The organism is Chloracidobacterium validum (assembly GCF_018304825.1).
Lineage (GTDB): Bacteria > Acidobacteriota > Blastocatellia > Chloracidobacteriales > Chloracidobacteriaceae > Chloracidobacterium > Chloracidobacterium validum.
Genome location: NZ_CP072648.1, coordinates 806,038 through 830,610, shown reverse-complemented (window position 1 = coordinate 830,610; position 24,573 = coordinate 806,038). Strand labels below are relative to the sequence as shown.

The 24,573-nt window shown below is 59.5% G+C and carries 17 protein-coding genes; 10 read left to right on the top strand and 7 right to left on the bottom strand.

Translation table 11 applies throughout. The features are described from left to right. Window positions 1–2: 2 nt before the first annotated feature. Window positions 3–995 carry a protein-methionine-sulfoxide reductase catalytic subunit MsrP gene (msrP, locus tag J8C06_RS03535; RefSeq protein WP_211429413.1) on the bottom strand — a complete coding sequence of 331 codons (993 nt, stop codon included), beginning with the start codon at window positions 993–995 and terminating at the stop codon, window positions 3–5. Between the two features lie 20 nt (window positions 996–1,015). Further along, a complete protein-coding gene (locus J8C06_RS03530; RefSeq protein WP_343216874.1) occupies window positions 1,016–3,127 on the bottom strand; it encodes a S9 family peptidase in 2,112 nt (703 codons plus the stop codon). A gap of 210 nt (window positions 3,128–3,337) precedes the next feature. On the opposite strand from J8C06_RS03530, the gene J8C06_RS03525 reads away from it, so the two are divergent. Beyond that, window positions 3,338–4,288, top strand: coding sequence for a PhoH family protein (locus tag J8C06_RS03525; protein ID WP_211429412.1), 951 nt, complete (start codon window positions 3,338–3,340; stop codon window positions 4,286–4,288). A gap of 100 nt (window positions 4,289–4,388) precedes the next feature. Then, a complete protein-coding gene (locus J8C06_RS03520) occupies window positions 4,389–5,177 on the top strand; it encodes a Uma2 family endonuclease (protein WP_211429411.1) in 789 nt (262 codons plus the stop codon). A 10-nt stretch (window positions 5,178–5,187) separates the two neighbouring features. Here the strand turns inward: J8C06_RS03520 and lpxB are convergent, their stop codons facing one another. Beyond that, window positions 5,188–6,387, bottom strand: a complete 1,200-nt coding sequence (gene lpxB, locus J8C06_RS03515) for a lipid-A-disaccharide synthase (protein WP_211429410.1) — start codon at window positions 6,385–6,387, stop codon at window positions 5,188–5,190. Between the two features lie 7 nt (window positions 6,388–6,394). Beyond that, window positions 6,395–7,414, bottom strand: coding sequence for an NADP-dependent oxidoreductase (locus tag J8C06_RS03510; protein ID WP_211429409.1), 1,020 nt, complete (start codon window positions 7,412–7,414; stop codon window positions 6,395–6,397). A 103-nt stretch (window positions 7,415–7,517) separates the two neighbouring features. Between J8C06_RS03510 and recO the strand changes: the two genes are divergently transcribed. Both recO and J8C06_RS03500 read left to right on the top strand, forming a co-directional pair. After that, window positions 7,518–8,309 (top strand): DNA repair protein RecO, encoded by a 792-nt coding sequence (recO, locus tag J8C06_RS03505; protein WP_211429408.1) that lies wholly within the window; start codon window positions 7,518–7,520, stop codon window positions 8,307–8,309. Then, on the top strand, window positions 8,306–10,930 hold the full coding sequence (locus tag J8C06_RS03500) for a PIG-L family deacetylase (RefSeq protein ID WP_211429407.1): 2,625 nt from the start codon (window positions 8,306–8,308) through the stop codon (window positions 10,928–10,930). The genes recO and J8C06_RS03500 overlap by 4 nt, the downstream gene beginning before the upstream one ends. On the opposite strand, the gene J8C06_RS03495 is transcribed toward J8C06_RS03500, so the two are convergent. Together J8C06_RS03495 and J8C06_RS03490 are read right to left on the bottom strand one after the other, a co-directional pair. Then, window positions 10,882–12,693, bottom strand: coding sequence for a serine hydrolase domain-containing protein (locus tag J8C06_RS03495; RefSeq protein ID WP_211429406.1), 1,812 nt, complete (start codon window positions 12,691–12,693; stop codon window positions 10,882–10,884). The two genes, J8C06_RS03500 and J8C06_RS03495, sit on opposite strands and share 49 nt — an antisense overlap. A gap of 147 nt (window positions 12,694–12,840) precedes the next feature. After that, window positions 12,841–14,232: an APC family permease gene (locus tag J8C06_RS03490; protein ID WP_211429405.1), complete on the bottom strand. Its 1,392-nt coding sequence runs from the start codon at window positions 14,230–14,232 to the stop codon at window positions 12,841–12,843. Between the two features lie 132 nt (window positions 14,233–14,364). Between J8C06_RS03490 and J8C06_RS03485 the strand changes: the two genes are divergently transcribed. From J8C06_RS03485 to J8C06_RS03470, 4 genes are all read left to right on the top strand, one after another. Then, window positions 14,365–16,299, top strand: coding sequence for a M1 family metallopeptidase (locus tag J8C06_RS03485; RefSeq protein WP_211429404.1), 1,935 nt, complete (start codon window positions 14,365–14,367; stop codon window positions 16,297–16,299). 3 nt (window positions 16,300–16,302) lie between these two features. Then, window positions 16,303–16,956: an MXAN_5187 C-terminal domain-containing protein gene (locus J8C06_RS03480; RefSeq protein WP_211429403.1), complete on the top strand. Its 654-nt coding sequence runs from the start codon at window positions 16,303–16,305 to the stop codon at window positions 16,954–16,956. 105 nt (window positions 16,957–17,061) lie between these two features. Then, complete coding sequence (locus J8C06_RS03475; protein ID WP_211429402.1) at window positions 17,062–19,137, top strand: bifunctional serine/threonine-protein kinase/formylglycine-generating enzyme family protein; 2,076 nt, start codon at window positions 17,062–17,064, stop codon at window positions 19,135–19,137. Next, window positions 19,134–20,501 (top strand): PEGA domain-containing protein, encoded by a 1,368-nt coding sequence (locus tag J8C06_RS03470; RefSeq protein ID WP_211429401.1) that lies wholly within the window; start codon window positions 19,134–19,136, stop codon window positions 20,499–20,501. Before J8C06_RS03475 ends, J8C06_RS03470 begins: the two co-directional genes overlap by 4 nt. A gap of 142 nt (window positions 20,502–20,643) precedes the next feature. Here the strand turns inward: J8C06_RS03470 and J8C06_RS03465 are convergent, their stop codons facing one another. After that, entirely contained in the window at window positions 20,644–21,732 is a 1,089-nt protein-coding gene (locus J8C06_RS03465; protein WP_211429400.1) for a M48 family metalloprotease, read from the bottom strand. Between the two features lie 257 nt (window positions 21,733–21,989). Here J8C06_RS03465 and J8C06_RS03460 point away from each other — a divergent pair, with 257 nt between their 5' ends. Both J8C06_RS03460 and J8C06_RS03455 read left to right on the top strand, forming a co-directional pair. Further along, complete coding sequence (locus J8C06_RS03460; RefSeq protein WP_211429399.1) at window positions 21,990–22,661, top strand: TetR/AcrR family transcriptional regulator; 672 nt, start codon at window positions 21,990–21,992, stop codon at window positions 22,659–22,661. A gap of 3 nt (window positions 22,662–22,664) precedes the next feature. Next, window positions 22,665–24,512 (top strand): AMP-dependent synthetase/ligase, encoded by a 1,848-nt coding sequence (locus tag J8C06_RS03455; protein WP_211429398.1) that lies wholly within the window; start codon window positions 22,665–22,667, stop codon window positions 24,510–24,512. Window positions 24,513–24,573 lie beyond the last annotated feature (61 nt).

Below are 24,573 nucleotides of genomic sequence, written 5' to 3'. Positions count from 1 at the left end.
GATCAGTAGTACTTCCGCAGGTCCATCCCGGCGTAAAGCGACGCCACTTGGTCGGCATAGCCGTTGAAAAGCAGGGTTGGTCGCCGGGTGAATTCGCCAATCCGCCGTTCCGTTGCCTGGCTCCACCGGGGATGGCTCACCTGGGGATTGACATTGGCATAAAACCCATACTCGCGTGGCACGGCTTCCCGCCAGGTGGTGCGTGGCATGTGGTCCATGACGACGATGCGCACGATGGACTTGATGCTCTTGAAGCCGTATTTCCACGGCACGACCAGCCGCAGCGGCGCGCCGTTTTGATTCGGGAGCGTTTTGCCGTAAAGCCCAACCGCCAGCAACGTCAGGGGATGGAAGGCTTCATCGAGGCGCAGCCCTTCCCGATAGGGCCAGTCGAGCAGCCGCCCACGCTGAAGCGGAAACTGCTTCGGGTCATGCAGGGTCTCGAAGGCGACAAACTGGGCCTTCCCCAGTGGCTCGACCAGCTTGAGCAAGTCTGCGAGCGGAAACCCAACCCACGGAATCACCATGGACCACCCTTCCACGCACCGCAGCCGGTAAACACGTTCTTCGAGTGGAAACAGGCGCGTGAGTTCGTCAAGGTCAAACGCGCGCGGCCGGTGGACATCCCCTTCAACCGCGACTGTCCACGGGCGCGTCACCAGGGCCCGCGCCTCGTAGGCGACATCATGCTTGGCGGTCGAAAACTCATAAAAGTTGTTGTAGTGCGTGATGTCGTCGTAGTCGGTCAGGGCTTCGTCGGCCGTCAGGGCTGGGTCGCGCACCGGTGTGGCAGACAACTTGGCCGGACCTAGACCGGCCGGCGGCCGCCGGTTCGCTCCGGCAAACAGGTAGTACAACCCGGTCGTTGCCGCGAGCGAACCGACGGTCAGTGCCCCCTGCGCCAGGGCTTGCCGCAGGAAGGCCCGCCGGTGGATATACACCTGCTCCGGGGTAATTTCCGAGCTTTTGATGTCGGCGGGCCGTTTGATGAGCATAGACGCAGGGTGTCCTTGGTTTATTTCTCAACGCCCAATTGCGTGAGTAGAAACGTGTAGTAAAAGGCCGTTTCACGCAAGGCATCATAGCGCCCCGATGCCCCGCCATGGCCGGCGCTCAAATTGGTTTTGAGCAACAGAACGTTCTGGTCACGCTTGAGCGTGCGCAGGCGAGCCACGTACTTGGCTGGTTCCCAATAAGCCACCTGGCTGTCATTGAGCGCCGTTATGACCAGCATGGATGGATAGTCCCCAGACTTGAGGTTGTCATAGGGTGAATAGGAACGCATGTAGTCATAAGCGGCCTTCTCATTGGGGTTGCCCCACTCGATATATTCGCCGGTCGTCAGCGGCAGGGTCGCATCGAGCATGGTATTCATCACGTCCACAAAGGGAACTTGCGAGATGACCACCCGAAAGAGGTCAGGCCGCAGGTTGGTGACTGCCCCCATCAGCAGTCCCCCGGCGCTTCCGCCTTGAATGGCGAGTCGGTCGGGCGATGTGTACTTTTCCTTGATCAGAAACTCGGCGCAGGCGATGAAGTCGGTGAACGTGTTTTTCTTCCGCATCATCTTGCCCTGCTCATGCCATTCCTCACCCATTTCACCACCACCCCGGATGTGGGCAACGGCGAAGATCATGCCGCGGTTGAGCAACGACAACCGGTTGGATGAAAACCCGTCAGGAATCGAGATGCCGTAGCTGCCGTAGCCATACAGCAGCGTTGGATTTTTGCCCGTTCGTTTCAGGCCCTTCTTGTAGGTAACGGTCAGGGGAATCTTTGTGCCATCCGCTGCCGTGGCAAACAACCGTTTCGTGACGTATTGCCCTTTGTCATAGCCCCCCACGACTTCATTTTGCTTGAGCAAGGTTTGGGCGCGGGTATCGAGGTCGTACTCATAGACCGAGCGTGGTGTGATTGGCGACTCGTAAGCATAACGAAATTTCGTCGTGTCAAACTCCGCATTGGTCGCGCCACCAACCGTGTAGGCGGCTTCGGGAAACGTGATGCGGTGTGACTTGCCACTCTCTAGGTCAAAAACCGTCAACCTTTCGAGTCCGTCTTCGCGGGTTTCCAAAACAGCGTGCTTGGCAAACAGGTTGAGCGCGTCAATCTTCACCCTGGGACTATGCGGCACGAACTCACGCCAGTTTTCCTTCGCCGGATTGGCGACCGGCGCGCGGACGACCCGGAAGTTTTTGCCGCCATCCTGGGTGGTGATGAACCACTCATCCCGGCGGTGCTCAACGAAATAGCGAATACCATCAACCCGCGGAAACAGCACCCGAAACTCACCATCGGGTTGGCGGCTGGGCAAGTAGCGAGCTTCACTCGTCGTGGCGCTTATGGAGAGCGCAATGAGGTACTGCCGGTCATTGGTGCGACCCAGGCCGAGGTTGTAAAGCTCGTCCTTTTCTTCAAAAATTTCGACGGTAGCGCCGCCCAACGTGTGCCGCAGGAGTTTGTTGGAGCGCTTGGTCACCGGGTCTTCCACCACCAAAAACAATGTGCGGTTGTCAGCCGCCCACTCAACGCTCGTCACGCGCTCGGCCGTATCGGGCAGGAGTTGACCGGTGGTCAGGTCCTTGACGTGCAGCCGGTATTGCCGATAGCCGGAGTCATCCGTCGTGTAGGCGAGCAGGCGGCCATCGTCACTCACCGCAAATGCGCCGAGCGCCATAAACGCCTTGCCTTCGGCCAGTTGATTGAGGTCAATCAACATTTCTTCTGAAGCTTCGAGTGAGCCTTTTTTGCGGCAGTAGATCGGGTACTGCTTGCCCTGCTCGGTTCGGGAGTAATAGAAAAAACCGCCGTACTTGTAGGGAACGCTCAAGTCGGTTTCCTTGATTCGTCCGAGCATTTCCTGGTAGAGCTTTTCCTCCAGCGCCTTGTGCGGCGCCATGACGCTTTCGGTGTAAGCATTTTCGGCTTCGAGGTAGGCGATGACTTCGGGGTTTTGGCGCTTGTCATCGCGCAACCAGAAGTATTCATCCACGCGCTTGTCGCCATGCAGTTCAAAAACGCGCGGTTCTTTTTTGGCTGTCGGCGGGGTTGGGTGAGTTGTTTGGGCCATGACCGATAGAGAAACCGTGACGACCACGGCGGTAAGTGTGCAGGCGAGGTAACGCACGGCGTCAAACCTTTCGTAAGCAAAGATTCTTGGTAACTTTGGGCGCTGGATCGAACCAGCTTGTCGCCAATGGAAAAGCACACCCGGATGGCTGGCGCAAGTCAAACCGGCCGCCGTTGACACGTTGCCGTGGGTTCAAGATAGTAGGCGGCGGGCACACTCAATCACGCTGATGGCTTACGATGCTCTCTACCAGAGAATGGTGATGGCTTGAGAAAACTGACGCTCCCCGACGATGGACTCGACGCCCTGTTTGGGTCGTACGATGAAAACATCCGTTACCTTGAAACGCTCCTGAACGTGCGCATCGGGGCGCGTGGTAGTGAAGTGACCATCGAAGGCGACGCCGGGGACATCGGCGTGGTCGAGGCAATTCTCACCGACTTCGCCGAACTGGTCAGAGAAGGCGCGGCACCGTCCAGCCAGGAGTTACGCCAGGCGTTCAAGCAAATTGCCGACGACCGAACGTCCTCACTCAAGACCTTTTTTTCCAAGACCTACCGCTTCAACCCGACCGGACGCAAGATGGTATCGGCGCGAACCGCGACGCAGCGCCGTTACCTCGAAGCCTTGCAGTCCCACGAACTCGTGTTTGGCATGGGTCCGGCCGGCACGGGCAAGACCTTTCTCGCCGTCGCCATGGGGCTGCACTACCTTTGGCAAAAAAAGGTTTCGCGCATCATTCTGACCCGCCCGGCAGTTGAGGCCGGTGAAAAACTGGGGTTTTTGCCCGGCGACCTACAGGACAAGGTTGACCCTTACTTGCGTCCGCTCTACGACGCCCTGTTTGACCTAGCGGACCCGGATAAAATCAGCCGCATGCTCGAAAAGCGCATCATCGAGGTGGCCCCCCTGGCGTTTATGCGCGGGCGAACGCTGGCCGAGGCATTCATCATCCTCGATGAGGCCCAGAACACGACTTCCGAGCAGATGAAGATGTTTCTGACGCGCATCGGCTATGGCTCGCGCGTCGTCGTGACGGGGGATGCAACCCAGATTGACCTGCCGGCCGGGAAGTTGTCGGGTCTGATTGAGGCGACAACGGTTTTGCGGGACATTGCTGAAATTGCCATCGTCGAGTTCACCAACCGGGATGTCGTCCGGCACCGGTTGGTGCAACTCATCGTGCAGGCCTACGACCGCGCCCGCCAAAGCGCCTGAGGCATCGCGCCGCTGGGTTGCGTCAGGCTGTTAGAATCACGAACAGAAAGATCGGGCCGCGCCACTGCACGGCCCAACGTGCCGAGCGGGAGGTTCCCCGATGCCGACGTCCTCAACCTTGCTATCCGCAGCGCCCAAGCTGCCCAAGTTGGCTCGAGAACGAGACAATCCCTTTTCAGAGTATGACGAAGGGGTGTACTACCCGGCCGAAGATGGTGAACCCATGTCGAACTCTGACCTGCATGCGATCTACATCATGCAGACCCGCAGCAATCTGGAAGTGCTGTTCCCGAACGACTTCGTTGGAAGTGACATCCTCTGGTATCCGGTCAAGGGAAAACCCAGGATTTGTCACGCCCCGGACGTGCTGGTGGCCTTTGGGCGACCGCCGTCGGTGCGTGGGTTTCGGCGGCAGAGCTACTTGCAGTGGAAGGAAGATAACATCCCGCCCCAAGTCGTGTTTGAGTTTTGGTCAATCTCAAACAAACCCGATGAAGAAGCGCGAAAGTTTGATTTTTACGAGCGATACGGCGTGGAAGAGTACTACGCCTATGACGTGCCGACCGGTGACTTGCAGGGGTGGCAGCGCCAGGGGAAAACGCTGGTTGCGATTGATGACATGGATGGCTGGCGGAGTCCGCGGCTGGGGATCAGCTTCCGAATGGTCAACGGTGAGTTGCGGTTGTTCTATCCCGACGGAACGCCGTTTCAATCGCTGGCCGAAGTTCGCGCCGCTGCCGAGCAAGAGCGGGCAGCCAAAGAACGCGAACGAGCCGCCAAAGAACGCGAACGAGCCGCTAAAGAACGCGAACGAGCCGCCAAGGAAGCCGCCTTGGCTGAAGTGGAGCGGCTGAAGGAAAAACTCCGGGCGCTGGGACTTGAACCCTAAGTTGTAAAACCTATCCGGTCGCGCTCGTCACAGTTGTCTGGGACATCCGTGAGACGGTCGTCAAGTGTCGCCAGACGGCTTGCGCGGCCCGCGCCGAAGCGCCTTGCTCACCAAGTCGGGTGCGAAGCGCCTGGTAAACGGACTGCAAGCGTTCCCGTTCGGCTGGGTCGGCAAGGAGACGCCCAAGGGCATGGGCGATGTTCTCGCCGGTCACTTGCTCTTGCAGCAGCTCTGGAACGGCAACGTCACCCATTACGTAGTTGACGAGTCCGACATAAGGCAGGGGCGCGAAACGCCGCAGATAGGCCGCGGTCAACGGCGCAACCTTGCCGACAATGACCATCGGCGTCCCAACCAGCGCCGTTTCCAGTGTGGCGGTGCCGGACGCCACCACGGCCGCATCGGCAATGGCCAGGCTTTCGTAAAAGGCATGGGAGGTCAGGGTAACCGGGGCGTTCGTCTGACGCAGGCGCTCGGCAAGCTCGGCCGCGTCCAGCGACGGCGCGCAGGGCAGCACGTAGGCCACGCGCGCGTCCTGCCGCGCTAACCGTTCGGCGGCCAGGAGCATCGGTTGAAGGTAATGCCGGAGTTCGGAGCGCCGACTGCCCGGCAGCAGCGCGACGATGCGCTTGTCCGGCGCTATTCCGAAACGTTCCCGGATTCGCTGTTGTTCCTCCGCCGAAAAGCGCGGCACGCGGTCCAGGAGTGGGTGCCCGACGAATGTCACGTCCATGCCGTGCTGGGCATAGAACGTCACCTCGAACGGAAACAAGACCAGCATTTCCGTGACGAGTTGCTTGAGCGCCGGGATGCGGCCGCGTCGCCACGCCCAGACCTGCGGACTGATGTACCACACAATGGGAATGCCCCGTCGCCTGAGCTGACGCGCCAGACGCAGGTTGAAGTCCGGGAAGTCCACCAGAACGGCCAGGTCGGGACGGTGTTGGTCAACGGTAGCAATGAGTTGGCGAAACGTCCGCCAGATCGTCGGCAAGTGGCGGAGCACCTCGGCGATGCCGATGACGCTGACGGCTTCCATGCGCACCAGTGGGGCGACGCCGGCCGCCGCCAGGCCGTCGCCACCCATGCCGTAACAGTGTAGGCGCGGCACGCCTTCCACTTCTGCCTGAGTCTGGAGGCAGTGAATCAATTCGGCGGCATGCGCATCGCCTGAAGCCTCGCCGGCAACAATGAAGACTCTGGCCGTCATTGGCGCGTCATGAGGGTTCTTCTGAAACCTTGACGACAAGCTTACCCAGGTTTGAGCCATCAAACAGCTTGCGTACGGCTTGGGGGGCTTGTTCGAGGCCATCCACCACATCGAGCCGATACTTGAGCTGACCGCTGGCAATCCAGCCGAGCAGTTGCGGGATGGCTTCCTGGGCGCGGGGCAGATAGTCGAGGACGATGAAGCCTTCGATGCGCAACCGCTTGCTCACGACCAGCAGGAAGTTGGACGGACCGACCGGCGGGCGGTCGGCGGTGTACTGTGAAATGGCACCGCAGGCAACGACACGTCCGAAATTGTTCATGCGGGCCAGTGCCGCATCGAGGATGTCACCACCGACATTGTCGAAGTACACGTCAATGCCCTGCGGACAGTGGCTGGCCAGTGCCGCAGCAACGTTTTCGTGCTTGTAGTCAATGGCAGCGTCAAATCCGAGTTCTTCGACGATCCAGCGGCATTTTTCCGGCCCACCGGCAATGCCAACGACCCGACACCCGATAATTTTTCCAATTTGTCCGACGAGTGAGCCGACGGCGCCGGCCGCGGCCGAAACAACCAAGGTTTCACCGGCCTTGGGCTTGCCGATATCGAGAAGCCCGAAGTAGGCCGTCAAGCCAATCGCCCCAAGAACGCCGTGGTACAGAAGCAAAGACTGTCCCGGAATTTTCGTAATCGGCGTCAGCCCTTTTCCATCACCAACATAGTAAAGCTGCCAGCCGAGCAAGCCTTGAACGAAGGTCCCTTCCGGAAGTGCGTCATGGGTTGACGCTTCGACGACGCCAATGGCGACACCCCGCATCACGTCGCCAAGCGGGACGGCCGGCAGGTAGGAATCCTGCGCGGCCCAAATACGGTTGGTCGGGTCGAGCGAAAGATAGATGTTGCGAACCCGGACTTGTCCGGCGGCGAGTGCTGGCACGGGTTCTTCGTGCCAAGTGAAGTCGGTATCCTTGAAGTTGCCCACCGGGCGGGCAGCCAGTCGCCACTGGCGGTTGATGAGTTCGGTCATGAGTTTGGAAAGGTCCTTTCACACGAGAAATGCTCCACGGCGATACCACGCATCGCCGTGCGCGCCCAAGCATGCTAGATTTCACCCGAACTGCAACCCTGTCATGCCCCTTGCCGTACTCCACACCAGCGATGCCTTTGTCTTACGTACGTACGACTACGGCGAAGGCCACAAGATTGTCGTCCTCTTCACGCGATTGGATGGCTTGATTCGGGCGGTGGCGCATGGGGCGCGCAGCTCAAAAAACAAGTACGGTGCGGCGCTCGAACTGCTTTCGGAGGTCGCCATTACCTACCGGGAACGGGAGGGGCGCGACTTGGCGCAGCTCGTGACGTGCGATGTGAAGCGAACCCGCTTCAGCGCGGCGGCCGACCCGGCGACGCTGGCCATGTTGGCGTACTGGGCGGAACTCGTCTCCGAACTGTTCCCGCCACATCAAGCCAACGACCCGGTCTATCGGCTGCTTTCTGTCGGTTGTGAAGCGATTGAGCGCCGTCTGTCCACCGGACTCGATGAAGCCCGGCAGGCACAGCCGGCCCTGGCGGCTTATGTTGAAACTTGGTTGCTGCGGTTGGCCGGTTTTCTTCCATCCTGGCGGCAATGCGCTCGGTGCGGTGCTTTCTTTGATGCCGAGCAACCGGCGCGGCTGGCATCAGATGGGACGCCGGCCTGTCGCAGTTGCGTGTCCGCGGGACGCGACATCGGCCCACTGACCCGCCGCGCTTATGCAGCAATTCAGCGATTTGGGCCGGACGAGTTTCTGGGACAGGCTGTGCCAACCCACGTCGTAGCCGATGTAGCTGAAGTCAACAGCCGCCTCATGCAGGCGGTCGTCGAGCGGCCGCTGAAAAGTTACGCGGTTTGGCAGCGGTTGCGCGCGGAGACGCTCGAATGAAGTACCGGCAGTCGCCCGGCGCCGGTTCATGGCGGCGCTTGGCAGTCGTTTTCTTACTCGGACTGTTGACGGTGGCAAGCTTGCCGAAGGCGGCCGGGCGTGTGCCTACACAACCGACACCGACCGGCAAGCACATTGACCGGGGACTGGTTGGGCTAAAGCTCCAGCTTCGGAAGTTGCCGACTACGGCCAGTGTTCTCCACATCGGGGCGCACCCTGACGATGAAGATTCGGCGTTGATTGCCCGCCTGGCGCGAGGCGACGGGGCGCGGGTGGCTTACTTGTCGCTAACCCGCGGCGAAGGCGGGCAAAACATTCTGGGGACAGAGCAAGGTACGGCGCTGGGCGTGATCCGAACCGAAGAGTTACACCAGGCCCGGGCCATTGACGGCGGCGAGCAGTTCTTTACCCGCGCCTTCGATTTCGGCTTCAGCAAAACCCTCAAAGAAACCGAAGCCAAGTGGACGGCGCTTCACGGCCCGGATGCCATCTTGATGGACATGGTGCGCGTGATCCGTGATTTCAAGCCACTCGTCATCGTGTCCCGCTGGGGAGGGACGCCCCGCGACGGCCACGGTCACCACCAGTACTGTGGTTTCCTGACACCACAGGCGTTCACCAAGGCCGGCGACCCCGACTGGCATCCCGAACTCGGCCCGGCCTGGCAGGCCCAAAAGCTCTACGTCAGCGCCGACGTTGCGCCACCGGAAAACACCAACCCGGTACTCAGCATTCCCACTGGCGTCTATGATCCACTGTTGGGGCGCACCTATTTCCAGATCGCCATGCGTGGGCGAAGCCAGCACAAATCACAGGAAATGGGGGCGCTGGAGCCGGATGATGAACGTTTTTCGAGTGTCAAGCTGGTGGAAAGCCGTGTGCCGACCGATCCACGAGCCGAAATCTCCTTGTTCGATGGGCTGGATACGAGTTTACAACCGCTCTTGCCACCTGACGCCCCAGATGAACTACGGCAGTTGATGCAGTCCGTTGAAGTGACAACCAAGCGCCTGGCGGAAACCGCTTGCGCAACGTCTGAAGCCATCGGGCCACTGGCGACTGCCTACGAACGGCTTGCGCTGTGCTGCCAGGCACTGAACGGGCAGCCGACGGCCGACCAGCTCAAGGTCAAACAAGCGCAAGTGGCTCGGGCCGTCATGGTAGCGGCCGGCTTCTATCCGGCTGCGGTTTCAGACGCGGCAACCGTCACCGAAGGGCAGGTTGTCACGCTCACGTTCAGCCGTCCGATCAAGGTGGAGGCGCCTGGCGGCGAGGGGCCACCGCTCGTTGTCGGGGGTGTATCTGAAGTGATTAATGCTTGCCAGGCTGTCGTCGAACCGCGTCTGACTGCCGATGGCTACTGGCAGAGCGCCCGGATTACGCTGCCGTCAACCCCAGTGGCGGACCTGGCGACTGGGCAGTGGGTAACACCGATTGCTCACCTACGGATTCGGGGGCAATCCTACCGGCTCGCGCTCCCAGTCGAATATCGCTACGCTGACCCCATTCACGGTGAGGTTTCTTCTGAAGTAAGCCTGACACCAGCGCTCTCGGTGCGCTTGACAGAAGCGCTGCGGCTGGTATCACGGGCGTCTGGACGGCGCGCGCTGCGCGTTTCGGTAGCCGTGACCAATCACACGTCGCAGATGCGGGACGGGACACTCACCCTGACCGCGCCCGACGGGTGGCGCGTCCAGCCCGCGACTGTGACCCTGAAACTGCCGTCCAAAAGCCGCCAGTACGCTGTCTTTCAAGTCTCCCCACCTGTTGCGGTTGAGGATGGACGCTACCCGCTGACGGCGACGGTTGCCAGTGGTGGCAGCGCCTACGAGCACGACGTCCAAACCCTGACTTACCCCCACATTCAGACGCGCCGGCTTTATCCACGCGCACAGGGACTGATCGTGATCGCCGATGTCAACGTTGCGCCGGTCACCGTCGGGTACGTCATGGGCAGTGGCGACCGCGTGCCGCAGTCCATCGAGCAACTTGGCTTGCCGGTGACGCTGCTTGACGCTGACGCGCTGGCGACCGGAGACCTCCAACGGTTTGATGTGATTGTCGTCGGCGTGCGGGCGTCGCAGACCCGTCCTGACTTTGCGGCTGAACACGCTCGCCTGCTTGCCTATGTCGAGCAAGGCGGAACGCTCATTGTCCAGTACCAGCGCCCTGACTACGCTGCGCGGGGACTGCCGCCCTTCCCGGTCGGTGGGATGACACGCCGTACGACCGATGAAACGGCCAAGGTCACGGTTTTACAGCCCGATCATCCGGTGTTGACCCGACCTAATCGGATCACCGATGCCGATTGGAATGGGTGGGTGCAGGAACGTTCGCTGTATGACTTCAGCCAGTACGATCCCCGCTACACGCCGTTGATTGAAAGCCACGATGAAGGCGAAGTGCCCAACGCTGGTGGCTTGGTTGTCGCCGAGCTTGGACGGGGAACGTATGTTTATACCGGTTGTGCCTGGTTTCGGCAGTTGCCGGCCGGCGTTCCGGGCGCATACCGAGTTTTTGCCAACCTGTTGAGCCTGCCGAAAAGTCGGCACTCCAGCCTGGACGCTCCTGACTATCGCCAGCGTCCGGCGAGGGGGCGATCCCCTGGCAGGCCGAGCTGAAATGCCAAGTCAGCAAAGCCGGGCGTGTTCGTATTGCGCAGGAAAAACGTTCCCTGGCGATAGATACCGAGGCTGTCAAAGCCCTGTCCGGTCCAGTCACCGGCCAGTGGAAGGTCGCCGGCCGAGCCGTAAAAAAAGGACAGGTCGGCAAAGCCACTGGTATTCGAGTTACGGAGGTAGGCAAAACCATCCGCTGGACGAAAGCAACCGACGGTCGTCGTGAGGTCGCCATCCCAGTCGCCAACCACCGGCAAATCGCCGGGCTGACCATAGTTGATGACATAGTCCGGCGGTCCAGCGTCATTGGTGTTGCGCAAGAGAAAAACACCCTGCCGATAAACCCCGATGGTATCTTGTCCGTCGCCGTTCCAGTCGCCGGCTACGGGGATGTCACCCGGTTCACCGAAGTCGAACGAGATGTCAGCAAAACCCGGCCCATTCGTGTTTTTCAGGAAAAACTGTCCCTGGCGAAAGATACCGACTGATTGCAGTCCATCTCCGTCCCAGTCACCTGCAACTGGCAAGTCCTGCGCTTGGCCATAGAGAAAATTCAGATCAGCAAAGCCAGAAGAGTTTTCAAACTTCAGATAGACGTTCCCATCCACCGGCCGATACACGCCGACCGCCTTGGGTCGGGCGCGGGGCAGTCTTGCCGACAGAATAGTTTGATTGACCGCAGCCCTGGTCTGCTCGGTCAGCAGGAAAACATTGCTGAGCGGTGTCTGAGAAAAAAAGACGCCCAGCGCACCGGTTCGGTAGTCAATCCAGGGGAGCGTACCAAAGGCTCCGCCGTCGCTCACATTGATCCCTACCCCGTTGGCATCAACCGTATTGAGCCACCAGCCGAATCCATAGCGCGTGTCAGGCTGGCCGTAGTTGATATAGGGAGACGACGTAATTGGGACGCCACGGGTTTGATCGCGGCGCATCTCCAGGCAGGATGCTACCGACAAGACGCGCCGCCCCTCGAAAACCCCATCCGCGTAAAGCATCCTCAGAAAGTTCATGTAATCATCGAGTGTTGACCACATACCACCCGCAATCCGTGGGTTAGCGGTCATAGCCCCCGATTCGGTAAAGGCCGAGTGCGTCATGCGGCACGGCGTGAAAATATTCTGGCGCACGAAACTATCGAACGGCACGCCGGTGACGACTTCGACCACACGCCCGACGACGTGCATCGAAACGCCACCATAAAAAAAGTCTGTTCCGGGTAGCGCGCGAAGAGGCGTGTTTTCAGCCGCGATTTGCGCCACGGCTTGCTCAAGTGAGATGGCATCATTGGCGAGGGCCGTGGAAGTGCCATACATCCCGGCCGTATGTGACATGCACTGCCGGATGGTTGGCCAACCGCGCCGCGTCGAGCCGGCAACGGGCATATCTCGAAAAGCCGGGAGATAATTCCCGACTGGGTCATCCAGTCGGATCAAGCCGCGGTCAACACAAATCATCACCGCCGCCATGGAGACCAGCTTGGTGGAAGACGCAAGGAACACCCGTGATTCCGTCGTAAACGGTACGCCGAAGCCAAGTCGCCCGTAGGCTTCACGAAAAATCGTTTGGTTGCGGTGGCGTACCATGAGCGATAGCCCCGGTGGTTGGTTGGCGGCAACGGCACCCTGGAGCTGATTGCGGACCAGACTGAAGTCATAGCCACTCGTTGTCGAGTGCGCCGTACTCATGCGCGGTGGAAGGCATAGCCCAAGCACGAGCATCCATCCAAGCCAGTATCGAAGGCGGTTGCGCTGAAGCTGAACAGGCATGATGTATAGGCTCCGTCACTGCGCAAGATTGGTCATTCGCTTGCAATCTGAGTCTGCATGACCGTGGAAAGTTTGGTTTTCCACGTCGCCCCCTGCGACAAGCGCCGCCCCACATCAAGACCTAGGTGAATCGTCAGGCCCCTGTCCTCACGAAGCGCGCCGGCGGTTGAGCCAGTACAGGGGCAGCCCAAGCGCGATGATGCCCAACCCAATCCCGGACGAAACCGGATTGGTCAGTAATGTGTTGACGACAAGCCAGCCGGCAACGGCCAGAAACACCAACGGCACAACCGGGTAGCCGAGCGTTCGGTAGGGGCGCTCGGCATGGGGCTGCGTCCGGCGCAGCACGAACACGCCGGCGGTTGCCAGTCCGTAGAAAACCCAGGAGGCAAACACGACATAATCCGTCAGTTGATCGAAAGTTCCCGACACCGCCAACAGGCAGGCCCACGCCGCTTGCGCCAGCATGGCCCGGGCCGGTGTGGCCGCGCGGTTGAGGCGTCCGAAGCCGGCAAAGAACAAGCCATCGCGGGCCATGGCGTATGGCACACGCGCATTGGTCAGAATTGACCCATTGAGTGCGCCCAAGCTCGACAGCACGAACGCCACTGAAACGAGTCTGGCGCCCCCGTCGCCCAGCACGGTCTGGACGGCTTTGGTAGCCACCGGCGGCGCGTCCGGGTAGGCGGTTGAGTTCGCCGTGACGATGGCGCTCATGGGCAAAGCATAGCAATACGCCAGGTTCGCCAGCCCATACACGACCAGCACCACCAGCATGCCTATGATGAGCGCGCGCGGCACATTTCGTCCCGGATCGTGCACTTCACCGGCGGCCATCGGCAGGTTATTCCAGCCATCAAAGGCCCACAGCGCAGCCAGCATGGCCGCGCCGAAGGCAGCCATGCCGCCGGTTGCCGGGTGGTCAGACGTCCAGAGATGCGCCCAGGTGCCGGTTCGTGAGCCGAACAACACGCCAACGACGATAACCACGATGGCCGCAACCTTGACCGCCGTCAGCAACGACTGCAACCTTCCGCCGACCACAACGCCCAAACAATTGAGCACGGAAAAGAACCCAATCGCCCCGACCGCCACGAGTTGCCGCGCCCCAAACTGCCATCGAACAGACGTCCCAAAGATGTGAACGGTCGGCTCGTACCACGGCGGCCCATAATCCACGATGCCAGCGAGAAAAATTGAAAATCCAACGCCATAAATGGCGATAGAGCCGGCAGCGGCAACCGCGAACCGCATCCAGCCGTAGAGAAAGGCCGGCACGTCGCCATAGGCAGCCCGCAAGAACACATATTCTCCGCCGGCGCGGGGCAGCATCGCGCCCAATTCGGCATAAGTCAGTGCGCCGGCCAGTGAGAGCAGTCCGGCCGCCGCCCAAGCCGCCAACACAGCCGATGGCGAGCCAAGGGACTGCCCCATGGCGGCCGTTTTCAGGAAAACGCCGGTGCCGATAATTGTTCCAACCGTCAATGCCAGCGCGTCGGTGAACGTCAGCCCGCGCCGGAGTTGTAGGTTATCGGCCATACCGTCAAGACCTGGGCGACGAGTGTGGTTCAGCGCGGCTTGAAACCAACGGTTGTGCCGGTTGTGGATAAAGATTACAAAGCTGGGGTGCGAGTCAGGGTACTCTTATCTCAGCCTGAATCAAGCGCCAAGATGACTACCTCGCGTTTGGTCTTCCGCATCATCGGCATTTTGCTCATCGGCGTGCTCTGCCGAGATTGGGCAGTGACGCCGGCCCAGCGGGCAGCGCCGGAACTGCCTCCGGCCCAGTGGGTGCGGATCAACAACTTCGATACCCAGCACATCGCCCTTGACCTGCGGTTTGATTGGCAGGCCCAAAAGACTTTTGGCACGGCACGGCTGACACTCAAGCCCACCCAGTCTGACTTTCGCCAAGTGACACTCGACGCTGGACAGACGATGACCGTTGCCGGTGTCACGACCGAAACGGGCGCGCAACTCGCTTTCAAGCACGACAAGTCGGCTGAAAAACTTCATATCACGCTCGAACGCAGCTACACGCTCGCCGACACACTGACCCTGGTCATCACGTACGAGGCGCAGGCCACGCCTCCGACCGGTGGGATTTTCGGGATGTTTGGCACGGGACTCACCTTCATTCAGCCGACCCCAGACTTACCCAAGCGACCGCGCCAAATCTGGTCGCAGGGCGAGACCGAATACAACCGGAACTGGTTTCCCTGCTTTGATGCCCCCAACGACAAATTCACCTCCGAGCTGCGCGCCACGGTCGAAACGCCCTACACGGTCGTCAGCAACGGACGGTTGGTCGCCGACACGGACAACGGCGATGGCACGCGCACCGTCCACTGGCGCATGGAACAGCCCCATGCCAGTTATTTGCTGGCTATCGCGGTCGGTCGGTATCGCTTGATTGAATCCAGCTATGACGACATTCCGGTGCAGTCCTACGTGTACCCGGATCGGTATGCCGACGCCAAACGCGCCTTTGCCAACCTGCCCCGCATGATGGCGTTTCTTTCAACGGAAACCGGCGTGCGCTACCCCTATGCCAAGTACGCCCAAACGATGGTTGCCGAGTTCGGGGGTGGCATGGAAAACGTCACCACGACCCACCTCGCCGACACCACGCTGCCGCGCAGTCATGAGTCACTTGAAAGCATCGAAGCGCTCCAGGCGCATGAACTAGCCCACCAGTGGTTTGGCAATCTCGTCACCTGCCGGGACTGGTCGGAACTCTGGTTGAGTGAAGGGTTTGCGACCTATTTTGAAGCCCTCTACATCCGGCACCGGTTTGGAGAGCAGCGGTTTCAGGCGGTCATGGAGGAGCACCGGGCGGCTTACCACCGAGCTTGGCGGGAAGGGCTGCGGCGTCCGCTGGTGACGCGCCGCTTCACCCACCCGGACGCCCTCTTTGACGCCTATGCCTACTCGCGGGGGGCATTGACGCTCGACATGCTGCGGTTCGTCGTGGGCGAAGAGGCCTGGCGACGCGGCATCACCGACTACCTGACCCGCCACCAGTTCCAGAATGTCGAAACCCATGACTTTCGGCGGGCCATGGAAGCCGCCGCCGGCATGGGACTGGACTGGTTTTTCGAGCAGTGGGTGTATCGCATGGGGCATCCGGTGTTTGAAGTCACGCATCGCTACCACCCTGCCCAGAAACAGCTCCACGTGACGGTACGCCAAACACAGAAACAAGACCCACGGAGCGCCTATCCTCAAAACGATTACGTTCGCACGCCGGTTGAGGTTGACATCGAACTGCCCAAAGGCCAACGCCAGACCGTGCGCTGGTTTATCGAAGCGCAAGCCGAACAGGCATTCTCACTGCCGCTTGAAGCTGCGCCGCGCGCTGTCCGCTTTGATCCGAATCATCGGCTCATCCGGGAAATCAGCGGTGAGCCGGTTCTTGCCGAGCGGTCACTTGACCAGGCAGGCTGGCGGCTGTGCCAGTGCCACCGCCAAGCCCCCTGGCATCCGGCAACGACGAGCGCGCCTCTTTCAGCAACCCATTCACCTGTGCCTTCACATGCGCGATGCAATCTGGCGCCGAGTCGTGTAGTCTTTTCCCAAACGAATCACCGGCATCGTGAGGATTAGGGTATGAGCGAACCTAAGTCACTCGACGAGCAGATCAGCCTACTCGATGAGGAAATTCGTCGGCTCAAAATCGAGTTTGACATGTACTTCAACGGTGGACGCGACCGCCCCCCCTACGACACGAAGTGGCGGGTCGAAGCGCTCATCAAAAAGATCGAGGAAAATCGCTCACTGCGGTTTCAGCAGCGATTCCGTTTCAATCAGATCGTCGCCCGCTTCGTGGCGTTCCGGCGGCTGTGGGACCGCACACTCAAAGACCGTGAAGAAGGACGCGACTTGCGCGCCCAATACCTTGCCAACTTCCGCGAAAGTGAAGAAAAGCGGCGCGAGGAATTTGGTGAGGCAATTGATGAGCTGGATGTGGACGCTGTGTTTGGCGACTTCCAACGCAACCCATTGCCGCCACGATTTGAACCCACGACCGTGCAGATTGGCCGTAACACGTCCCAGGAGCAGCAGGAATCAAGTATCCGAAAACTCTATGAGAGCCTACAACAGGCGAAACGAACGGTTGGGGAAGCCACCAACACAAGCTATGAGCAGTTCCGCCAAATTATCGTTCAGAACACACAGAAGCTGTGTTCCGAGCGGAATACGACCCAGGTCAACTTCACCGTGGACATTGTTGACGGCAAAGTCAAGTTCAAAGCCAAATAACCCAAGTGACAACGTTTACCAAACGTCATGGCTAACCCATCTGACGGCAGACCAAGCGCGCCGGACCAAACCACCCATCTGGCATCATCAGCGGCAGCGCCTGCTTTGACGGACGGACTAACGGAAAACCCGCTTCCGGCCGGTACCGATCAGGACTTGACCGTTGAGCAGACGATGAACCTTGGCACCGGCGCGCGTCTGAAACCAGCCCCCGGCGGAGAGACCATCCGGGTCGGAGCCCCGGCCACCCAGCCCGTCGCCATTGAGACTTCCCCCCCCAAACAACGTCCCGTCGAGGGTCTCGCCATCGGACAACGGTTTCAGAACAAGTATGAAATCGTGCGACTGCTTGGCGTAGGGGGCATGGGGCGCGTCTATGAAGCTCGGCACTGTGAACTCGAGACGTCGGTTGCCATCAAGATCATGGCAAGCAGCCTATCGAGCAACGCTGAAGCCGTCGAGCGCTTCAAGCGTGAGGCCAAGGCCATGGCGCGAGTTCAGCATCCGAACGCGGTGCGCGTCCTTGATTCCGGCGTCGAGCAAGGTGATTGCTACCTGATTATGGAACTTCTCAAGGGTGAAACCCTGCGGGAACGACTAGCCCGCGTTGGCTGGTTGCCACTTGAAACGATTGTGCGTTACGCCGAACAGGTTTTTGCCGTGCTTGAGTTTATGCACCGGCAAAACATTACGCACCGCGACCTCAAGCCGGACAATATCTTTCTCACGAGTCCCGAAGCCGGGGGTGAAGAAGTCGTCAAGGTGCTGGATTTTGGGATTGCCAAGATTCAAACCTCGACCGTGGTCAACATGACCACGGAAGGCACCATGATGGGAACGCCACGCTACATGTCGCCCGAACAGTGCCGTGGCGGCGCCATTGACGGACGCGCTGACCTCTATTCCCTGGGGGTTGTGCTGTATGAAATGTGCGCAGGACAGCCACCCTTTGACGGTGACAGCCCACTTACGGTTGCCCTCAAGCATGTGAACGAGCCACCGCCGCCGCTTCGGCAATTCAACCCCAACATTTCGGAAGAAATCGCGGCGGTGATTCATCGCGCTCTGGAGAAGTCCCCCAGCGACCGCTTCCGCACCGCGCAGGAATTTTCACAGGCATTGCTTGCGGCGGCAAAGCTTGCGCCCAAAACATCCGCGCCAGGACGCATCCTGGCACCCTTGCCCGATAGCGACCCAGATACCTTCGCGGCTACCCTGAAACGACCAGCCTCCAGCAGTGACACGCGCCCCTATGGCAGCGGGTTACCGCTTGACGAACCAGCCACCAAGTCCCGGAACTGGTGGCTCTACGCAGCAATTGCCGTTGTTGTGCCAAGCCTTGTGTTTGGCGCACTGGCGCTCAACCGCTGGCTTACGCCCACGCCAGTGCCAGTGGGTGTGGCACCGACACCCACTCAAACGGCAGCGCCAAAATCCCTGGAGAGTTTCGTCCTGGTTCCCGCCGGAACGTTTACCATGGGGCGTGACCCCGGCCCCGACGACCTCACCAGTGACAAGCGCGTGCCGATTGATGAAACACCGGCTCACGCTGTCACGGTGAAAGCTTTTTACATTGCCAAATACGAAACCACGAACGCCGAATACAAGCGATTTGCTGAAGCAACCGGACACCCTCTGCCGCCAAGCTGGAAACAAGGCACTTACCCGGCCGGGCAGGATGACTTCCCAGTGACCGAGGTTTCGTGGCGCGATGCGCAAGCCTACTGCGCCTGGCTGACCAAATCCAATCCCGATGGCGTTGTGTTTCGACTCCCGACCGAGGACGAGTGGGAATATGCTGCGCGTGGAACGGACAAGCGGCTCTTCCCATGGGGCGACTTCTGGCGCGATGGGACGGCCAACACGCGCCAGGCGATCAACACCCCCCAAATGCTTGTGCTGCCGGTCAATGTTGAACCAAACAACACCCGCGACCGAAGTGCTTTCGGGGTTTTTGGCATGGGAGGCAACGTCTGTGAATGGACGGCGTCTGATTTCACGGTTTATCCGGGTAGCGGCTATCGCGCGACCGAACGTGACCTGACCTGTAAGGTTTACCGTGGCGGCCATTTCGCGTCACTTTTGTTGGACGCCCGTACCACCAGTCGCAAATGGACGCTCCCCGACAAGAAACAAGCTTTTCTGGGCTTCCGTGTTGCAGCCGACCCGCCCCAGCCATGAGGATAACCGCCGCACTGTTTCTCATTGTCTTGTTTATTGGCGCGCCAAGCGCCAGTATCCTGGCGCAGAAAGAAGCCAGTGTCATCATCGAGAAAAAAATCAAGACCGCCACGTATCGCCCGCCGTCGGCCGGTACGCTGGTCGTGGCGAGCAATACGCCGACCGGTGAGGTGTTGGTCAACAGCCAACCCAGCGGCCAACTCATCAACGGGAAGTTCACAAAAAAGCTCAACCCAGGGCGCTACCGGCTCGAAGTGCGCGCGGCTGATTACGAGAACTTTACCTGCGACATCACAATCACGGCCGGACGGTCGGAAGCCATCATTGCTGAACTCAAGCCAAACTTTGCCACGCTTTCGATTCCCAACTTGCGCCTGCGCCCAACCCCCAAACCGGCTGTTTTCGTGGATGGGCAGTTGCTCGATGAAGCCCGGTGGCGTTTGGACGGCCAGCGGTTGGAAGCGCGGATTAGCCCGCCAGGAACACGTAAAATCCAGATTCGACAGGGCGCGCGCGCAGTCTATAACGCGACGCTGAAACTTGAAGCGGCCACGGCAAAGGTTGAAGTTGCCGAACCGCCCAAGGCCATCTTGCGCATTGATTCCCTACCAACCGCCCGTGTTTACGCCGATGATGTCTACTGCGGCGACGTCTCGGCCGACGGCTCGCTGGTCATCGAGCAACTCTCGCCGGATGAAACGCACCGGCTGCGGATTGAGGCGGAGCGCTACCGAACGTTTGAAACCGACCTGACGCTTACGACAGAGCAACCAACACTGCTGCGGGCACGCTTGGAAGCCATCATCGAGTTTGCCGACAACTTCACCAATCTCTACAAATGGGACGCCCCACCCGGTTGGGCCGTTGAGCAGCAACTTCTGCGCGTCGGCGGGACGAACTTTGCCGTCGGGCTTCCCAAGGAAGTCGGCTTTCGCGGCTGTGAGATTAATTTTGACTTGCGGATTGCCCAGGGGCAGCGGGCCGCGTGGGTCGTTCGTGGCCGCGACGAGCGCAATGGCTATGTGTTTATCCTGGAATCGCCGACCCCAACCACCAGCCGGATTGACACATATCTCTACCGAGACGGCGTCCTGGGGATACCCGTCCAGAGCGATCCGCTGCCGCTACGGTTCGAGGCGCGCCAGTGGAACCGCATTCGCATCGTGGCGCGCGACAACAAAATCAGCCACCTCATCACGCCCAGCGACAGCCCGGATGAAATTTCAGTCGCCCTTTTTCAAGACCGGGACAAGCTTTTTCCCTATGGAGCCGCCGGTTTCGCCTCACTCGCAGACGCGACGTTCTATGTTGGCGGATTTGTCGTCTGTCCTGAAGGAGCGGTCTGTCGTCCCGAAATCAAATAACAGGTCGGCAGTGGGCTACATCCAGGACGGCGGGAGAAACCACAGGTGAGGCTTCCCGACATGGCAATGCAGCGCGCGCGCAATGAGGTTTCCCCACGGCATCGAAAGCCAAAACGTGAGACGTGGCAATGGCAACATGCTGTTACTGACCTCCCGAACAGTATTGCTCGATGTGGGCTAAACGCGCATCGAGGCTCGGTAGTGGATGAAAGACCTGCTGCTTGCCCCCAGCAATATCGGGTTGGGCGCGGTTGATTTCCGCCAACCGGAGCAAAGTGTCCCGCAGGGTCTGCGCGTTGCCACCGTGGGTCAGGTAGAAGCGGTCAGCCGCTAGCACACTGCGCCGTCCAAGCGCGGGCAACACAAATAATCCGGCAAAGCTCCACCACGTCATCCCAACGGCCAGGATGAGCAAGTCCGCCGGGCTTCCGGTTCCAACGTAGTCCGTTAAGCTGGCGGCGACCGCCACCCCGACCGCCAGCCAGAGGCCAGAAACAACGATACCAAGCGTGCGGTGGCCAGCCTTGAGATGCCCAAGCTCGCGTATGAGTAAACACGCGACTTGCTCGGCTTGGAGTTTGTCGAGGGTGGTTTGACTGAGCCAGATTTGGGTTGCCGGCCCCCATCCGACCAAGCCACCATTGACGGCCTCATCATCATCGCCAGTGAACACAACTACTTTCGGCAACGCGGTCCTGAGCGGCGCGGGAATCAGGTCCAGCACCTGTGGAGCAGCTAAAGGCTTCAGCCGCACGACCGGTGGCAGCAGGAAGGGCTGTAAACAAGCCATGAGGAGCACGATGACCAAGCTGCCACCGGCAGCAGCCAACCACCACCCGGTCGGGAGGGATTCACGCAGTTGCCAAAGTGCGGTAAGACCCAGAACGAACAACACCCCCTGACCGATGACGCCGATCAGGTAAGCCCCTAACCAGCGCCAGAGCGTTCGGCGTGTCATGCCAAAACTACGTTCAGACGCCCACCCAGCAAGTAGTTCAAGCGGGAAATTCACGGCCGCATGAAGTGCGTAAAAGGCTCCAAACCCGAGCGCCACCATCAACGGTGATGATTGGCGCTCAATCCCCAAGCCCTGAAAGAGAACAACATGCAAGCCAGCCAACAGGAAGACGGTAAAGAACAGGAGATTCCAGCCAATCGAGCCAATGCCACTCCAGAGGCGAAAATCCTGATAGGCGCGTCCCGCCGTCAGCAAAACCGTCCGATTCACCATATTTGATCGAAAGCGTGACAGGATGGCGCAAGGAGGGCGACGTCATCTTCACCAGTCGAACGCACCTGCGCAACCCAGCTTTCCCGGTGACCGGTTGGCTTGGTAGCGCCTCGGGCTACGCCTTGCCGCCTGATTTTTCCGTTGCATCCAAGCCTGGTTCCGTCTAAGCTTCTGAATGGTGATTCATTCAGCGCACGATTTCGATGCGCACCGGCGTCCCGACAGTTCAATCTAGTCTTTTAGAGGGCTCGTTCACGATGGCGCGACTCGCGGCCACTACCCGCACCGCCGATAAGCTGCCGACCTCAACTTCCAAAGGTGAGAATGGCAAGCACGACACTATTCTCCGCGCGGCAATAAAGGTTTTTGCGCGGAACGGCTATTTTAATTCCAAAGTTTCCGATGTGGCGCGGGAAGCCGGCGTGGCTGATGGGACAGTCTATTTATATTTCAAAAACAAGGATGACCTGCTTTTTTCCATCATCACGGAAATGCTGGATTCCTTCATTGCGCACGTTCGGGCGGCGATTGCCCCGTTGACGAGTCCGCTTGCCCAGCTCCGTGAAATTGCGCGGCTACACTTGGAAATGCTCGGCCGCGACCGTGACTTGGCGGTGGTGTTTGAGGTCGAGATTCGGCATTCAACGAAGTTCATGGAAGAGTTCTCGACGAAAAAACTCAGTGAGTACCTTGACCTGATTCAGCAGGTCATCGAGGACGGACAGCGTGTTGGTGAGTTTCGGGCGGAAATCAATGCGCGAATCGCCACCAAAGTGTTTTTTGGCGCGCTCGACGAAATGGCTACCAACTGGATTCTGAGTCGGCGTGGCAAACCGCTGGCAGGCGCCGTCGAGCCAGTGCTCGACCTTCTCTTGCACGGTCTGGCACCCCAGGCGCGGCATTCAGCGCCCCAACTCAACGAGGCATAAGGTATGGCATACGGTACGTCCCCATCGGTCGCCAAACTCCCGACCACCCTCTGTGAAGCATATGCGGCTGCCATCCGCAATCATGCCAAGGAAGATGCCTTTGCTTACAAAGAAGCTGGGCAGTGGGTCAAAGTTTCGCATGCAGCCTTTGCTGAACGGGTACGCAAGGCCCGGTCAGGATTCCTTGCCCTTGGCATTCAGCGCGGCGACCGGGTGGGATTACTCTCTGAAAATCGCCTTGAATGGACGATTACCGATGTAGCGCTCCTGAGCTGTGGAGCCGTGGACGTCCCGATCTATGGGACGTCCACCGGTGCGCAGATTGCCTACATCATCAACGATGCCGGTGCGGAAACGCTCGTCCTTTCTAATCAAAAGCAGTTCGATAAAGCCGCTAACGCGATTGGCGAGATGCCCCAACTGAAGTTCATCGTGACCTTTGATCCGGTCACGATCACGAAGCCACTCCCGTCACGGGTCAAGGTCATGACCTTTGAGGAGCTGGCGCAAATGGGCGACCGGGGTGTGCCGAGTGATTTTCTCGATGAAATGGTTCGCGCGGCCACGCCGGACGACTTGGCGACGCTCATCTACACCTCGGGCACGACGGGTGACCCCAAAGGGGTTATGCTCACGCACGACAACTTGACGTTCAATCTGGTGGCTAACGTCGAGCGCCTGACTGACCTCGGCCCCGAAGACATCGCGCTGTCATACCTGCCGCTTTCGCACGTCTATGAGCGAACGGTCATGAACGTTTTTGTTTACTCAGGCGTCTCGATGTACTTTGCGGAAAGCGTGGACACCGTGGCACAGAACCTCATGGAGATTCAGCCCACAGTCATGACGAGCGTGCCACGCATCTTCGAGAAAATCCTGGCCAAAATTGAAGACGAGGGTCGCAAGGCCGGTGGGCTGAAAACAAAGCTTTTTACCTGGGCCCTTCAGACTGGACGCGAGTATTCACGGGCCAAGTGCCGCGGTGAGGTGCCGCCCTTGCTTTCCCTTCAGTATGACATTGCACACGCGCTCGTGTTGTCCAAGATCAAGAACAAGATCGCGCCCCGCATCAAGTTCTTTTCGTCTGGCGGAGCGGCTCTCGCTGAAGACATCGCGCACGTCTTTTCGGCCATGGGGTTGTCCATCCTGGAGGGTTATGGCCTGACGGAAACCTCCCCGGTCATCACGTCCAACACGAAAGCTGAAAACCGCCCCGGCACGGTTGGAAAGCCACTTCGCGGGGTGGAAATCAAAATCGCGCCCGATGGCGAAATCCTGACCCGTGGCCGGCACGTCATGCGGGGCTATTACAACAAGCCCGACAAAACTGCCGAAGTCCTAACGGCGGATGGATGGTTTTGTACCGGCGACATTGGCGAGTTGGATGCCGATGGCTTCTTACGGATCACCGACCGCAAGAAAGACCTCTTCAAGACGTCTGGCGGCAAATACATCGCGCCTCAACCAATTGAGAACATTTTGAAGACTTCCCCACACATCGTGCAGGCGGTCGTGGTCGGCAATGGACGAAAGTTTCCAGGGGCGCTCATCGTACCGACGCCGTCCACGCTTGAGAATCTAGCGCGTGAAGCTGGCATCACGTCGGCCAGTCTGGCGCAACAACTCGAACATCCCAAAGTGCTCGACTTTTATCGGCAGGAAGTCGAACGCCTAACCCCCCATCTCGCCCAGTGGGAAAAAATCAAAAACATTGCTTTGCTCGAAAACGAACTCACGATTGAAAACGGCGAGCTGACACCAACGCTCAAGGTCAAACGCCGTGTCGTGGATGAAAAATACAAGGACAAAATTGACGCGATCTATGGACAGGAGCGCGCAGCTACCACGTGACAGCAACGTGGTGACAAACAGGATAGGCCTCAAGCATCCGACTCAGCTTAGGTGAGTTGGC